Here is a 15,507-nt window from a genome sequence, read left to right on the forward strand (position 1 = left end):
TTGATCGAATGGCAGGACCCGCCTAGATATGAGCGGTTCAAGCGTTCTGCTTGCCGTGCTTTTCGCCTCTCCTTCCTTCGTTTGATTTTCCAAGTGAAGATTGGTTTAGAATTTTTAAATAAGTTCCCTGAATAAGAATTCAGATACGAACGTTGATCTCGACAATTTCCCTTGGCTTGTTTCTCTTGCGTAATGTTGGTCCAAAGAATAAAATAAGTAATCTCCGAGTTACTGTTCATACAATGGACATCACGATCCCCGAAGAGGGGAACATTGCGAATGACGATCTCAGCTATGCAGAACTAATCAAGAGTATTGATGAAGGAAGCATTCACATACCAGAATTCCAGCGAGAGTTTGTCTGGAACGAGCAGAAGATCCTAGATCTCCTCGACAGTATTTACAAGAAGTATCCTATTGGCAGCCTGATTTTTTGGGTTACTAACGAGGACTTCACGTACTCTGCTCCTATTGGAGACAACGAATCTGGCTCTTCGAACCTCAAGTATCGATTCTTCGTGGTAGACGGCCAGCAAAGGCTAAAAAGTCTCTACTACGCCGCCAAAAGCGATGAACTGGAAATGCAGGGCGGGGAGAAAGAAATAGACGTTGTATTCGACCTAGAAGAGGAAGAATTCATCTTGGAAGGGGATATCCGAGACCGGAAAAAGAGTATGTACTCTGTACCAGGAGTCAAGGCCGAGGATATGCTGATACAGGTCTTAGAGGGGGTGAAAGACTCAACTCTAGATGAAGTCCAAGAAAATCTAGATATTGGAGATAACCCTCTAGACAAATTCCTTAGCAGCTTAGCAGATATTAATATTCTCGCAGAGACCGAGAACGGTTATAGACTAACACCAGATGGCGAACACGCATTGGAGAACCGCGACTACCAATACGTCGCAAACAACCTCGTCAACCAATCAAAGTTCATCAAGGAAACCCTCGAACTGATTCAAGAAAGTCCTGGCATCACTCGCAACGAAGCTAAACCGGACTTCCAAGAGATCTACGGAGGCTCTACCACCACAGCCTACCAACAGTTCGCTCGACGCTGTCGCTGGCTACGGACACTACAATTAATCAAAAAGGAAGACGGCGGATACTACATCACAGACTCAGGAAAAGCCACTCTTGATGAAATTAGAATAATCGAGGAAGAGATAGAATCGCGGTTCATTCCCTTAGAACGAATTCTTGTGGATCGGGGAGAACTAGATATAGAATATCTATCTCAGTTCCCTGAAGATCGTAGAGGAAAACTGAACCATTTGAGAAAAGTCTTCCACGACTACGACTTCTCGATTATACTCACTAACAAAGCTGACTGGGAAGCAGTCTGTGACATCTTCGAACGGATCAACACCAAGGGCCAAACTCTGACTGTCGTTGATCTAATGATCGCCAAGACTTGGAGTGGCCAAGAATTCAATCTACGGGATGAACTAGCTGAATTCAAAGACGAAATCGGAGAAGATCTGCCTGACATAACCATACTACAATCAGTTTCCCTGAATATCGCCGGACGTTGCCGTCGACAAGACATTCTTGGACTGGATACTGAAGCGGTCAAAGAAGAGTGGGAAAACGTTGTGGAGTCAATTAAAAAATCAATCGACTTCTTACACAACAACCTAAGCCTCCCAACTCTGAATCTTCTCCCATACCCTGCACAAATCGTGCCTCTTAGTCGGTTCTTCTACCTGATGGGGAATAAAGAGCCAAGCCAAGAGCAGAAACAGAAGCTTATCCGCTGGTTCTGGAAATCTGCTATTTCTAACCGCTTCGACTCTGCCGTCGCCAGCAAATTGGAAGAAGACGGTCAATCGATAGAAAAGATAGTCGAAGAAGATCCAGTCGAATTCCAGTACAGTTACATCCGGAGAACCGTCGACGACATCATCAACCAGAACTATTCTCTGAGAAACGCTTTCGTCAAAACCATAATCTGCCTGTTCGCCAGTGAGAACCCGGATAACCCTGTGAACAACGCTCCCGTATCTCACGATAACTTCTCCAAATACAAGCAGACGGAGATGCACCACATCTTCCCACGCAACTATCTACGGACCCAAGGCGTTGAGGACGAGATGATCAACAGTATAGCGAATATTATGTTCCTCTCAGCAAACATCAACAAATCCTCAGACTTCAGCGATTCACCAAAAGAGTATTTGAGCGAGATCGACAATCCTCAGCTCGAAGACTCGCTTGAAACCCACTTGATCCCGAATCTGAATGAATCGGGCTTGATGGACAACGACTACGACCGGTTCCTGAACTACAGAGCTCAACAGATATTAAATAAGTTGGAAGAAGTAACCGGGGAAGAAGACATAACGGGAGGTGCTGGAACGCTTTCACCAGAAACACCGTTCACCAACGAAATGAATATGCGAGAGCTTGTCCGTAAATCAGACTCCTACGTCTACTGGTTTGACAAGTACTTCACCCGAAAGGGGCTGGAATACATCATTCAAGAGATAGACGTCGACGATGTCGACGAAGTCCGTATCCTCACCGGAACCGCTCAAACTGACCATAACCTCAGAGGAGACTTTGAGAGATTCAAAGAAGAACTCAAAGAGAAAGGAGTAAAGGCCGAGATGCGGGTCATTTCAGGAGAAACAGCAGGCGAAATCCACGATCGATGGCTAATCTCTGAGAACCACGCCTACAATATTCCATCCATCAACACAATTGGACGAGGCCAGTACGCTGAAATCACAAAGGCAGCCTCCCGACCACCATTCGAAGACTGGTGGACCAAAGGCGACAACATACTCAAAAACTGGAACGAAGTACAAAAAGTAATCTAACTACTATATTCCGATATGCCGAAACCGCCGAACACCCTAACTCGATAAATTCTCAGGTCTATTGAAGTCCCGAACCAGCCGAAATACTATTTGATCAGCGTTGAGGCCTTGCTCCTGTATTCTCTGCTCCAATCCCTCCAAGATCTCCTGATTTCTGGCAGCGATCCACGTCGTGAATCCTCGGTCAAGATGTTTCCGTAGGTGCTTGATTTCTCGGGCGTTGTTTCCCATGGCTACCTCGACTACTAACTCCGTGTTTCCCATGTTGACGTAGACATCTGCATCGAATTTCTCAAGGAACGCGTGGTGGCCTTGGTTTTCGAAGGCCTCCTTGATCTGAGTTTGCCAGTAGCGGTGGACAACGCTTCCACGACCCCTATGTTTCGCCTCCAACTCTAACACATTTTCTGCATAGTCTCTGCCTTTGTCTGTTAGTTCAAGGAGTTTTCTCTGACTCTCGTCTGTTTTCACTTGACGCTCGAATAGAACTCCGTTATCGACGAGCTCGTCCTTCGCCTTGTTTCCCTTGTACCGACTGGAAAAACGCTCGTACCGCTCCGTCAACGGCTTGAAAGGGTTCTCCACCACGTCTTCTAGGAACCGATCAGCATCACTGGAGAGGTCGACCTGTTCCGGAGGATCATCAATAATCTCAGGCTCCTCAACTTCTTCTGATCGACCGGGGGCTACTTCGCTTCGGAAAGCAGCAGAACGTTGCCGCTCAGTATACGATAACCGGCTCCACTCCTCACTCATCCGACTGCTTAATTTGGAGTCACTGAGATCCTTTTTTAAGCCGTAATCGTTCAAAGAGACCGGGACTGGGCTACCATTACCGACCTGGATTACTGCTTCACCGACACCGAGCTCAGAAGCAAACTCTCTCTGCCGCTCAGACAAATTCATTGACCCTGCCAACGCGTCAAACTGCTTCCGGTCTCCCATAGGCAGCAACACCTTCGTATACGTATTCGCCTTAATCGAATCGGTCAACTTCGAGGCCTCTTGATCACCCACGACCAAGCCCTCACCGAACTCCCGCATCTTCGCCGTCAACTGATCGATCTCTGGAATACCCGAGGCATCCTGACGCTCCTTGTACACCGAAAACACCTGCTTACCCTCGTCCAAGAAAAACACGTGCCGCAAATTTTCACCTCGATTATTCTCTGCTAACCGATACTCGTACACCTGAGCGAACAACGACTCCATCAACAAATTCTGCAAGTCACGGCTCACACCATCAAACTCAAACACCACATCCCTCTCCAACAACTCCTCGATAGAATGGCCCTGACTACAGTCAAACACCTTACCCGCAACCAAATTAATCGCCTCCAACCGATTCAGCAACCGGTCACGGTAATTCGATGATGTACGGACATAATTCATCTTATCGCTCTTGATCAATAGTTCGAGTTCGTGAAGACTCGGGTACGGCCCTGAAACACCATCAAACAAACCATACAAACGATACAACTCAATGACCTTCTTCAACAGGTAATTCTTCGACCCCGAAAGCAACGCGGTCGCATGACCAAAGATCTCGCTGAACACTTGCGCCCACCTCCTCGGAGAAACACCCTCAGGAGGCCTCAACGGATTATACCGAAACTCACTCCACGGCAACACCAACAACTCATGCTTCTCCGAGAGATGACGGTAATCCCGCTTCAAATCAAAAAACCAAGCCGGACACCCCAACTCCTCGTATAGATTATAGAACAACGTAGTCTTACCACTACCCGACTGGCCTACCGCGAGAAAATGCCGCGTCAAACCATCCTCTTCCAATCGAAACAGTCCTCCATCGAACGTTCTGCCCAACTCAATACTGCCACTGCTGAGTTCAGGCCTAAACGGATACTGAAAATGCTGAATCGACTTACCGACGACTGCTTTCGAGGCCGCCTTCTGCAATTTCTCATTGCCTGAAACACCGGCTGCCAATACCAGTCGACGTACCTCCGGATCATCCAACACCCCATTCCGCTTCGCAAAATCAACTAACCCTTCTCCAGATCGATCCATGAAAAAGAGGTGCTAACCAGAACTCTACTATATCCCGTAAGGCCATGTTTCAATAGAAGATACCCTACGCAGCAGCCCCGCCGTAGAAGGCCTCGGCCTGATCCATAATCGGGTCAACCAAGTGCTCATGCTTGTACAAACTGAGGCCGTTGCTTCGTAGAACTGCTTTGACCTCTGTCGTGATCTCGGCTCGGATCTTATCGCGGTTCGTCCAATCGAGCTCGACACTATCCTTCAAATTCTGCTTCAATTCACGGGCAATCTGCTTCAACGTCTCCTCATCGATCTCGGTATCGGTATTCGTCGAGATCGCATCATAGAATGCCAACTCCTGATCGCTCAAATTCAACTCATCCTGCCGATCATCAGTCTCCTGAATCTCATCGGCAAAATCCTTCAACTCATCAATAACTTGGCCCGTGGACAGGAAGCCCTGATTGTAATCCTCGATCGTCTCCTGCAACTCCTTCTCAAACGACTCATACTTCGCCAAATTACCCTGCTTCCTCGTTGAAATCTCGTTCTCCAGCAACTGGCGAAGCATCTTCACCTGCAAATTCTCGAACTCAACCGCCTCCACCTCCTGCAAAAACTCATCACTCAACACCGGCTTCTGCTTCTCCCACTTATCGAAACCAGTTACCTCAATCAAATCCTCAATACCTACACCAGCAGCCACCAACTCCTTCATCGCAGAATCCAACCCCTCCACCTCATCAGGATTACCAGAATTCTCAATACTATTTATCGCACCAAGCACAGCTTCAAAGAACGCGACATCCACACGGATCTCACTCGCCGCAGAATGCGGAGTCACCAACGAATGAGCCTTCTTCAAACCCTTCATCGACTTCCGGAACTGATCCTCCCGCTCCTCCGTGATCAAAACCTCATTCTGGGCCTTATACAACAACCGCTTACGCTCCAACCGCTCAAGCTGCGGCCAATCACTGTAATCCACAGCCGAAAAGAAATCAGCGACTTCCTGATGCTTCTCCCGCATAACCTTCACAGCCTCCTCAATATCCAACATCGCATCATCCCGAATCTCAGAAGTATACTTATCCAAGGCCTCCTTCAACCGCTCACTAATACCAATATAATCAACAATCAGGCCTCCCGGCTTGTCCTTGTACACCCGATTGACCCGTCCAATAGCCTGAAGCAAGTTATGGTTCTTCATCGGCTTATCCACGTACAACGTATGCAGATGCGGTGCATCGAACCCGGTCAACCACTTATCGCAGACAACAACGATCTCGAATGGGTCGTCCGGATCCTTGAACCGGCGTTTTAACGTCTCGTTCGAAATCGGATTCTCGATGAAATCCTCTGACCCAGAAATCACAACCCGAGTCTCTGGAGCACCCGGCACCTCCCTGATCTTCCTACTGAGATTAACAGCAGCCTCACGGCTGATCGCAACCACCATCCCCTTGCCCTCAATCTCCCGATTATTGAAGTGGTCGACAATATCCTCTGCGATCATCTCGGTCCGCTCCTCACTGTTCTCAATGATCCTGCGAAGCTGCGTCCACTTCCGCTTCATCTCATTCTTCAAATCATCCGACTTCGACGCCATCAACTCATTAAACCGGTTCTCGATCTCAGGATCATTAATCTGCAGCTTCGCCAAACGACTCTGATAATAGATCGGAACCGTCGACTCATCCTTCTCCGACTCCCGAATCGTATACTGGCTAATATAACCGCCAAACGTATTCGTCGTCGACCGATCCTCCTTCTCAATCGGAGTCGCAGTAAACCCGATATACGACGCATTAGGCAGCCCATCACGCACATTCGTAGCCAAACTCTTGTACTGCGTACGATGGGCCTCATCCGCCACCACAATCACATTGTCACGCTCATTCACCACCGGATACCTGACCTCATCATCAGTTGTCTGGAACTTCTGAATCGTGGAGAAAATAATACCGCCAGCCTCCCGATCCAACCGTTCCCGAAGCTGAACCCGATTATCCTTATCCGCCCACTCCGCATTCAAACCATGCTTCTCGAACTCCTTGTACAACTGATCGTCAAGATCATTCCGATCAGTCAAAAACACAAGAGTCGGATTCCTCATCGAACTCTCACGCTTGATCTTCTTCGCATAGAACACCATTGAAAGAGACTTCCCCGAACCCTGCGTATGCCAAACCAGGCCAATACGATTCTCATCAGGATCAGGCACAACTCTCCGACTGCTCTCCACAGCACTATTCACCGCGTAAAACTGGTGATACGCAGCCAACTTCTTACTCAGCTTCCCAGCACTACCATCATACACCACGAAATTCTCAATGAGATCTAGCAGTCGACTCTTTTCGAAAGCACCACGAATCAAAACCTCAGAAGGCGGTAACTCATCCGTCGCATCCTTCTGCTCATCAATATACCGCCACGGCGAAAACCACTCCCAACCCGCACTCAAACAGCCGAGCTTCGCATTATTCATATCCATAATACCGATCAGCTCATTGTAATGGAACAGGTCCGGAATATCGTTCACGTACCGATCCGTCACCTGCTTATACGCATTCCCCATCGAGGCCTGAGGATTCGTCGGATCCTTCAACTCCAACACGCCAATAGGTAGGCCATTCACGAAAACTACGATATCCGGCTTCCGCTGAGGCCCATCACCAATCTGAATAACCACCTGATTAGAAACTAAAAAATCATTCCTTTCAGGTTCATCAAAATTGAATACATCGACAAAATCGCCTCGGACCTCACCATCAACCTCGTATTCCACTTGGACACCATTCACCAGCTTCTCGTGGAAATCCTTGTTGTTCCTCAACAGACTTGGAGAATTAGAACCAACTAACTGCGAAATAGCATCCTCAATCGCCGCCTCAGGAAGACCCGGATTAAACTCACGAAGCTTACGCTCTAACCGGCCCCTCAAGACAACATCAGACAGAGAACTCCGCTCAGGATCAGCCCCATTAGGCCCCAGCTCAACCCCTGGCTTATACTCATAACCGATCTCCTGAAAAATCTGCAAAATCGGCTTCTCCACCAGCTCCATCTCGTTCATCGACATAACCAATCAAACCTCGTTAGTAACCTCTAAATTCTCAAGATTAATGTTGTTAACTCTGATATCGCCTGACATCAACTTAGGAAGGAGAGTATCTCGAATTTGAGCGAGACGTCTATTTTCATCTAATAGTACACTTTTCTGCTTGTGAATCGGTCGAGCTATGTTTGTAAACTTTTTAATTTCGTCCTCAGGAGGCAGTGAGAATTCATACTCGCCTATCGAGGTTAGGCTAAGATGAAATACTGTAGTACCTGTCGCCACTGATGTTGTGTACTCATCAAAATCATCTGCTTTGAATAAATGATACAGGAACTCCCTTGAGACGCTTTCTGGCAGAACTTTTGCCAAATCCTGTGAAATGATGCTTTTTTCTGCATTCAGATCCGGTATTATAGCTGGAGAACCTATCAACTCCCCATCTAGCGTCTGCTCTGTAATTGCTAAAATGAGATCCCCTTCCTTGATATGGTATCTATCTTTAATTACATCTTCTGTATAGTATTTATAATCATCAGATCTAAAACCGCCTCCTTCTTGTACATTCTTCAGATTTATCATAGGGTAGCTGTCATTAATTTCATTTTCTTTATCAAGATAATCACTGCTATAGGAATAGCCTCTCTTCAGCTCCACGATGCTATCTAACTCAACTACTTTGAAATTTACCGGGATTTCCCCAATATCTGTATTTTTGAATTCGCTATATGAATCGTAATCTACGAAACGGGATTTGAAGATTGTCTGTATTAGATCTTCCAGCTTATTTCTAATTTTGTTATTTATTTCAATTTTTGTGTCCAAGTTATCGAGAATGGCAACAATTTTTCTCTGTTCCTCTATTGGTGGAATCCTAATACGTTTCTGGTCAAAGATGTCCAAAGGAACCCTCTGTCTTCCTGAGGTTCCTGTCATCCTCTTGATCGCAAACTGTCTTATTTCAGGCCTTCGAGCAGTATAGTAGACAAACTTTGGAATTGTTTTTTCTGTATCCGAGAGAACTATGAACTCCGTCGATCCAATCGCAACTTCATCGTCATCAAAAACATCAACATAAGCTGTTTTTCCATTTTCAAGACAAGGTGTGATCCTTGCCATTAAAGTCTGTGCGTTCCTAAATCTGGGTCTTGAATAGGAGTATTCTTTTATGTCCCAATTTTGAATTTTTCTTTTGTTTCTGCCCACATCAGCCATACCAACGGCCTTATACTCATCACCTTTCTCAGCAGATGGATAGTCATTTATTTCGATAACATCTGAAAAAATTACTTCCTCCCACCCGTCACATAATTTTTCATTGGAAGACAGGATTTCTTCGTTAATTTCTTTTTGTTTTGAAGTCAAAATCCAAGCACCTCCAAATTCTTCTCAATCTGATCCTGTAACTCGTTGGATTTCTGGAAATTTTCTCTGAGATCAGCTGACAGCCTTTCTATCTTAACGTCGAAGGGTTCATCGTCGCTATCCTGTTTTTTGATTCCGACGTATCTGCCGGGCGTGATTATATGACGGTTTTCTTCTATATCGTCGATATTAGATATCTTACAGAATCCTATCTCATCCTTGTATTCGGCTGCTCCTTCTTCACCTCGATAGGCTCTGACCTTCTCAACAATTTTATTAATATTCTCTTCAGAAAGAGTGTTTTGTGTCCGGTTGATGTTCTCGAATTCCTCTCTGGCATCTACAAACAGTGTTTCACCGCCTCTATCACGGTACTTGTCAGAGTCTTTCCCCTTACTCAAAATGAAAATACAGGCAGGGATGCTTGTTGTGAAGAACAGTTCCTTGGGAAGTGCGATAACAGCATCAAGCAGATCATCTTCGATGATACTCTGCCTAATTTCCCCTTCTTTGCCCTGAACGGACATCGCTCCGTTCGCCATAACAGTGGCTGCCATCCCGGTATCGTTGAGATGAGTAATCATGTGCTGGATGAAGGCGTAATTCGCATTATTGGAAGGTGCTACACCATATTTGAAGCGAGGATCATCGTCTGCGATCGAGTCCTTGCCCCACTCGCTCATATTGAATGGAGGATTAGTGAGAATGTAATCAGCTTCGAGGCCTTTGTGTTGGTCGTTGAGGATGCTGTCACCTTGTTTGATGTCTCCGTCCAATCCTCGGAGGTACAGGTTCATCTTAGAGATTTGGAGAGTGCTCTCCTTGATTTCTTGACCGTAGATCGAGATTTTGTCGGTGTCGCCACCGTGGCTTTCGATAAATTTCTGGCTCTGGACGAACATTCCACCGGAGCCGCTGAATGGGTCGAAAATCCGGCCTTCATATGGTTCTAAGATCTCGACCATGAGTTCGACCACGCTTTTTGGAGTGTAGAACTCGCCCCCTTTCTGCCCGCCTTTCATCGCAAACTGTTTGATGAAGTACTCGTAGACACGGCCGAAAATATCCTCATCCTGCTTCTCATCACCGTTCTCGTCGACCTCGCCCATCTCAAGATCTGCAAACAAGTTGATGAGGCCTTCTAATGCGTCAGAAGAGTTGCTTGAGATTGATGATCGGGAGTATCCCTTTGGCAGAATTCCTTTGAGCCGCGGGTTCTCATCCTCGATAGTCCGCATCGCATCATCGATCTTCTTACCAATTTGAGGGTCAGTAGCGTTGTCGACAAAGTACTGCCACCGAGCTTCTTCAGGAAGGTAAAACACGTTCTCGCTCTTGTACTCATCTTTATCAGTTAGAATATACTCCCGTTCCTTCTCATCCTCAGTATAGTGCCGGGACTCCGGATCCCTCGTGCTTTCCTCAAGCTCCTGTCGCCGCTGCTCGAAAGAATCAGACATACTCTTGAGAAACAGTAAACCGAGCGCGAAATCCTTGTACTCAGATGGATCGACAGGGCCTCGAAGTTTTTCGGCAGTTTTCCAGAGCTTCTTTTCAAGCTCTCCATTAGAATTCCCGGCAATTGCCATATAATCTACTGGTAGGGATACTCTGTTAATACTTGTGTTGGGAGAACTGCGATTATTCATCAGTGAATTCGAGTAAGGCCTCGTAGCTGTCTTGAAGGTGTTCGATGGTGTTGTCGTAGTGCCAGATAGGTAGGTATTTTTCGACCGAGTACTGCGGGCCTCCGTTGTTGTAGATGATTTGGATTCCGTGAGGCAGTTCCTCTCCATCTAAATGTGAGACATCGCTGTTGTACTCACCTCTCAGGAACTGGTTTTGTTTCAGGATGAAGCGGTAGGTTATGTCGTCAATCAACTGTTCTTCCAGCGTCCGATTCAACGGATCGTCTTCAGCGAAGTCTGTTATCGGTCATCCACCCGTGATTGGTAATCAGTCTCAGATTTTGAATTCAATCGAATTTCTGCATCTTCTTGGAAGGCCTGATCAATCGCCTTCTTGTAATGTGCTTCTGGAAAATAATTGAACAAGCCCCACTCCAGCTCCTCTCTGGAATCCAGGAACAGCCAGTAGGGCTTCCGAAATTCTACGTACTCTTTCTCCTCCAGAAATTCCTCGATCAGATCGTCTACGTCGACCGTCAGTCACACCCCCATTCGTCGAGATCGAAACCACACTCGCCATTACGTAAGGCCTCTAACTCGGTTTCATACACTCCAGCTAGTTCTTCGTCGAGGCCTCCACCGTCCGGAAACAACGGCTCTTCACTATCGGGGTCAAGATCGGTTCGATACGCACCCGCCCTCTTCAACTGGGCCTCGGAAAAGTAGCCGTACTCCCAGTCCCCGTACGTCTTCGGCGACCGAACCCGGCCAAAATACAGCTCGTCATCCTTCTTTTCGAAGGCCTCCCACTCCCAGTCCGGCAAGAGGGCAGCCTCCCACTGAGCCAACGGCTCCACATCATCGTAATCACTCATAACAGCATTCACCCCCGAGTCTAAGCCTCTGCCTCGTGCATCTGCATGAGTTCTCGCAGGGTTTCAGGCTCGCTCTCCCAATACGGCTCAGCATCACCATCTTCAATCAACGCACGGCTACGCCGATCAACCGCTTGTCGACCCAATTCTTTCGGCTCCGGGAGTTCGTTGTTCCCGGTCTCCAACAACTGTGAGGCCTTCTCAAAACCCGTGGCAAGCTCGTACTCCGGGACATCGCGAGTATAATGAGTCAACGCACGCGTGGCCGCGTTGTACGTCTCCCACAACGTCGGGGCCTCCGGATCATCTATTTCGTCAAACAAGGCGTTCAACAGATCCGGTACCGGATCCTCCAGATACAGGCCGACACCCGTCTCCAACAACACCAGCAAGGCCTCATCCTGATTCATCAACTCCCGCTCCTGGGCCTCTTCCAACCGGTGCTCAACCTGTTCCGGGCTTTCAACCACTGCGTCGACCGCATTATACGCCAACCCAGGATCGAACGGATCGCTGTGCGTCTGCTCGAAACCCAATTCAGAAACAAACGCCGTCATCCCGTTACTGCAGACCTCACGTTCCGCACCGATATCGTATTTCAAGCCGTGATACCCGGAATGCCCGCTCTGAATCTGCAACCCGAGATCAACCGGATCACCCTCAGCAGCGTAAACTCGTGCCCCATCAAAATCGATCGAGGCCGACATCTTGTGCGCCGACGGAGACAACGAAACACGGCCTTCCGGCCAAATATCCTCGTGTCGACCGATCGCATCACCAACCGTCCCCAGAATATCACCGTACTGAATCACGTTGTAGAAACTCTCACTACTGGACACAACACCTGTAGCACGGCCATCATCCGTCCACAACGAGTCCCGGTACGGGATCTCCTCCCACTCATCCAACTCTTCCTGATGAGCATACACATCGTGTCGACTCACCTCCGGCAGCTCCTCCGCGGTTTTATACAAATTATCCAATCCACTGAAATCATAATTTTCACCTTTCATTTTTCGATTCACCCTTCTAACCCATACTAAGAACAAACCAGAATAATACAGAAACGAGAGACCAAGCTTCCGATGAACCAAGGATACTCTGAAACTCAGAAACTTGTTTTCATACAAAACATATAAGACATCATGTTATATTGCTACTTAGTAACGAGGCCTTGATAACAAATGAGAAAAAATAATGACGATACTTCGATAGGTAGGCGTAAATTCGTTGCAGCAACAGTAGCAGCACTAACAACAGGAGCGGCAGGCTGCATAGGAAACGATTCCCAAGAACCCATAAGAGATCCTGACCCAGAATCTAACAACTCCACTGATTCAAACAATGATGATTCTAAAGATTCTAATGATCAAAGTGAAGGCCTCAACACAGATACTACTTGGGAATACGTAGACTGTGGAGAAATGGATTTTTATGAGGATTTAGCTAGCAGAGATGCCGGGGGTAAAAACGCCTTAGAAGTAGGGCTTCAAAATGCTTATGAAGGAATAGACTTCACAGACCCTGAGGCAGTAGGAGAAGCAACAGCCAACTTCTTTAATCCTATCGTAGAGCATTATAGCGATGAACTTGGAGGACAATCTTCAGCAAGAATAAGATACGCAGTCGCAGCAGCCAACAAAAGAATAAAAGAAGAGGTACAGCGACAAAACCTGAAAAACACAATAGTCAAAGTTACTGATGACAATGTTGAAGACCACGGAATCGGGAGGTTATTTTCAACAGAACACGAATCACTTACTGTAGACTCCAATACCCATAATGCGGGAGCCATTCAAGATGAACCTCTTAAAAACCGCAACGATAATATAACTGACCGGTTAGCAGGATTTGATGAGTCTAATTTGAAAGATGCCTCACTACAGGAGACAGGTTTTTACCAAGGAATTTTGAGAAGTGTCTATGAGGCAGAGGATATTGATTTGAAGGAGAAAGCAGGAGTGCCTTTAGAGATTCTCCCTAAATACATTGAAGAGGCCGTTCTTGCAGAAGACGGAGAACTATTCCTAGGCCCAGTAAGAGACTCAACCGCAGTACTCGAAACAATATTCATCGAAGACCAATTCGACGAAGCACTCGAATTCCTTGGCGAAGACCCTGACAGCTACGAAGCAATAAGCCTCACATCAACCCCCTCTGAACTACCCCGAAGACTAGATTACGACGACTTCAACGGGTACGCCGAGGAATTACTCGAGAACCACACGGAACTAATCGAGACAGGCGAAGAAGCCTTCGAAACATTCTATGGAACTGTATAAAAACAAACATAAAAAAGAGGCCTAATTTAGGCCTCTCGAAAAACTCCTCTCTTATTCTGGAATTTCTACACCTTCATCCCTCATATCTTGAAGGTAATGTTCGTTCTCGTCTTGATGTAATGCGATTACTTCTCCGCCTTTGACCGGATCGTCAAAGTCGGTTACGTCGTACTGCCATTCACATGAGTGGCCGTTGTATTCGCCTGGATCATTTACTTGTTTAATTACTTCTTCAGGGTCTTGAGTACCCATGTCAACTCTATCCTCTACAAACGCTCTATCCGAGTTCTCAACGTCGTTCGGCTTTTCGTTTAGGCTTCCTGCCCAGCACGTAACCTCAGCATGATTGATGTTCCTATTGTCGCCTCCGCTATCAGACACATCAGCGTAGTGTGAAATTTGAGTGTCTAAACCATCTGGAATGTAGTTAGGCCTCTGGCCCTCTGGCTGGTTGTTGAACGGAAACAGTACGATGCCAAACTTGTCATCATCACGTTCCGGCAGGTGAGCGGTTGTGGTCAAATCAGGGACTTCCACTACCGTGGTTCCTGTGATGCTACCAGTCGGATCTTCTTCACCCTCACAACTCCATTCAGGTATTTCGTCCGAACCTTGATAGGTCCAGGTTTCTTCTTCGCAGTTTCCTGCGAAACCTCCCTCAAATTCGGTCGATCTTACCGCATCATCTCCTTGTCCGGAGTTGGCGGGTTCCCAGGGATCTACTGCTTCTCCGCCAAGGTAGTGGTCTTCCGCGGTTTCCGTGTCGTAGTACTTGGTCTCTGTTGATTCGCTGCCGACTCCTGTCATGTTGAGGCCTTCCCACCAGCCTGCGTTCAATGCGTTTTCTTCACTGTCGCTGTATTTGTCTTCTGCTTGGTGGAGTGTTTGGAACTGTGTTCTCCATCCTTCTTTTTCTTCGACGAAGTCACTGTTGTAGCTTTCACCGGGTTCTAATTGGTCTTCGAAGTACTCCTTGTAAAGGCGATCTATACTCCGAATCATGCGATTCAATCAGTGATCTGAGGCAGATTTTCCAGACGTTCCTGTATATCCGGATGGGCCTTCCGAATAGAATACTCGCCAAAGAACAGATCAAAAAGCCGGTCTACTGATCGCCGAAGAGAGAATCGACCACCAAAATCTGCGATCCCCACAGCAGAGACATAACGAATATTCGTCATATTGTCCCGGTTATTATCAAAAGCCTTCAATGCCCGTTCCAATGGCTCGGATCCGACTTTCTCGGCTGCATATCGATCAGCGCGGAGCTCACGTGACCAGTAGTCGATCTGCATATAGAACAAGTTCCGTCCGACCATCGTCACCAGTGATGCGACCAATATTTTGGTCGCGTCTCAGGATCGTTTAGAACCAAGCCAACACTCACCGCAACGAAGTAGCAGTTGATACGTTAGAGGAAGGGGACTGTTTCGGTGCTAGAATGAAAGAGTCCCCAATCGAGATTACACTCAC

General features: G+C 47.1%; 11 protein-coding genes. 2 read left to right on the top strand and 9 right to left on the bottom strand.

Going from position 1 to position 15,507, the window contains the following annotated elements; genetic code table 11:
- Positions 1-242: 242 nt before the first annotated feature.
- Positions 243-2,822 carry a GmrSD restriction endonuclease domain-containing protein gene (locus O2S87_RS07350; RefSeq protein ID WP_475408149.1) on the top strand — a complete coding sequence of 860 codons (2,580 nt, stop codon included), beginning with the start codon at positions 243-245 and terminating at the stop codon, positions 2,820-2,822.
- 36 nt (positions 2,823-2,858) lie between these two features.
- On the opposite strand, the gene O2S87_RS07355 is transcribed toward O2S87_RS07350, so the two are convergent.
- From O2S87_RS07355 to O2S87_RS07385, 7 genes are all read right to left on the bottom strand, one after another.
- Positions 2,859-4,853 (bottom strand): ATP-binding protein, encoded by a 1,995-nt coding sequence (locus O2S87_RS07355; RefSeq protein WP_475408150.1) that lies wholly within the window; start codon positions 4,851-4,853, stop codon positions 2,859-2,861.
- Positions 4,854-4,917: 64 nt separating this feature from the next.
- Positions 4,918-7,908: a type I restriction endonuclease subunit R gene (locus tag O2S87_RS07360; RefSeq protein WP_475408151.1), complete on the bottom strand. Its 2,991-nt coding sequence runs from the start codon at positions 7,906-7,908 to the stop codon at positions 4,918-4,920.
- Positions 7,909-7,914: 6 nt separating this feature from the next.
- Positions 7,915-9,249 carry a restriction endonuclease subunit S gene (locus O2S87_RS07365; RefSeq protein ID WP_475408152.1) on the bottom strand — a complete coding sequence of 445 codons (1,335 nt, stop codon included), beginning with the start codon at positions 9,247-9,249 and terminating at the stop codon, positions 7,915-7,917.
- Positions 9,246-10,838 (bottom strand): type I restriction-modification system subunit M, encoded by a 1,593-nt coding sequence (locus O2S87_RS07370; RefSeq protein WP_475408153.1) that lies wholly within the window; start codon positions 10,836-10,838, stop codon positions 9,246-9,248. The genes O2S87_RS07365 and O2S87_RS07370 overlap by 4 nt, the downstream gene beginning before the upstream one ends.
- Before the next feature lie 52 nt (positions 10,839-10,890).
- On the bottom strand, positions 10,891-11,154 hold the full coding sequence (locus tag O2S87_RS07375) for a hypothetical protein (RefSeq protein ID WP_475408154.1): 264 nt from the start codon (positions 11,152-11,154) through the stop codon (positions 10,891-10,893).
- Between the two features lie 259 nt (positions 11,155-11,413).
- Complete coding sequence (locus O2S87_RS07380; protein ID WP_475408155.1) at positions 11,414-11,752, bottom strand: hypothetical protein; 339 nt, start codon at positions 11,750-11,752, stop codon at positions 11,414-11,416.
- A gap of 20 nt (positions 11,753-11,772) precedes the next feature.
- Positions 11,773-12,777 carry a DUF932 domain-containing protein gene (locus O2S87_RS07385; protein WP_475408156.1) on the bottom strand — a complete coding sequence of 335 codons (1,005 nt, stop codon included), beginning with the start codon at positions 12,775-12,777 and terminating at the stop codon, positions 11,773-11,775.
- 159 nt (positions 12,778-12,936) lie between these two features.
- Between O2S87_RS07385 and O2S87_RS07390 the strand changes: the two genes are divergently transcribed.
- Positions 12,937-14,034, top strand: coding sequence for a hypothetical protein (locus O2S87_RS07390; protein WP_475408157.1), 1,098 nt, complete (start codon positions 12,937-12,939; stop codon positions 14,032-14,034).
- A gap of 51 nt (positions 14,035-14,085) precedes the next feature.
- On the opposite strand, the gene O2S87_RS07395 is transcribed toward O2S87_RS07390, so the two are convergent.
- Together O2S87_RS07395 and O2S87_RS07400 are read right to left on the bottom strand one after the other, a co-directional pair.
- On the bottom strand, positions 14,086-15,036 hold the full coding sequence (locus O2S87_RS07395; protein ID WP_475408158.1) for a hypothetical protein: 951 nt from the start codon (positions 15,034-15,036) through the stop codon (positions 14,086-14,088).
- A 5-nt stretch (positions 15,037-15,041) separates the two neighbouring features.
- Positions 15,042-15,329, bottom strand: a complete 288-nt coding sequence (locus O2S87_RS07400; protein WP_475408159.1) for a hypothetical protein — start codon at positions 15,327-15,329, stop codon at positions 15,042-15,044.
- Positions 15,330-15,507 lie beyond the last annotated feature (178 nt).

The organism is Halohasta sp. A2 (assembly GCF_056175805.1).

Coding starts and splice junctions, on each gene's coding strand:
- O2S87_RS07355 (WP_475408150.1), bottom strand. CDS start 4,853: ATGGATCGATCTGGAGAAGGGTTAGTTGATTTTGCGAAGCGGAATGGG.
- O2S87_RS07390 (WP_475408157.1), top strand. CDS start 12,937: ATGAGAAAAAATAATGACGATACTTCGATAGGTAGGCGTAAATTCGTT.
- O2S87_RS07395 (WP_475408158.1), bottom strand. CDS start 15,036: ATGATTCGGAGTATAGATCGCCTTTACAAGGAGTACTTCGAAGACCAA.
- O2S87_RS07370 (WP_475408153.1), bottom strand. CDS start 10,838: ATGGCAATTGCCGGGAATTCTAATGGAGAGCTTGAAAAGAAGCTCTGG.
- O2S87_RS07350 (WP_475408149.1), top strand. CDS start 243: ATGGACATCACGATCCCCGAAGAGGGGAACATTGCGAATGACGATCTC.
- O2S87_RS07360 (WP_475408151.1), bottom strand. CDS start 7,908: ATGTCGATGAACGAGATGGAGCTGGTGGAGAAGCCGATTTTGCAGATT.
- O2S87_RS07380 (WP_475408155.1), bottom strand. CDS start 11,752: ATGAGTGATTACGATGATGTGGAGCCGTTGGCTCAGTGGGAGGCTGCC.
- O2S87_RS07400 (WP_475408159.1), bottom strand. CDS start 15,329: ATGCAGATCGACTACTGGTCACGTGAGCTCCGCGCTGATCGATATGCA.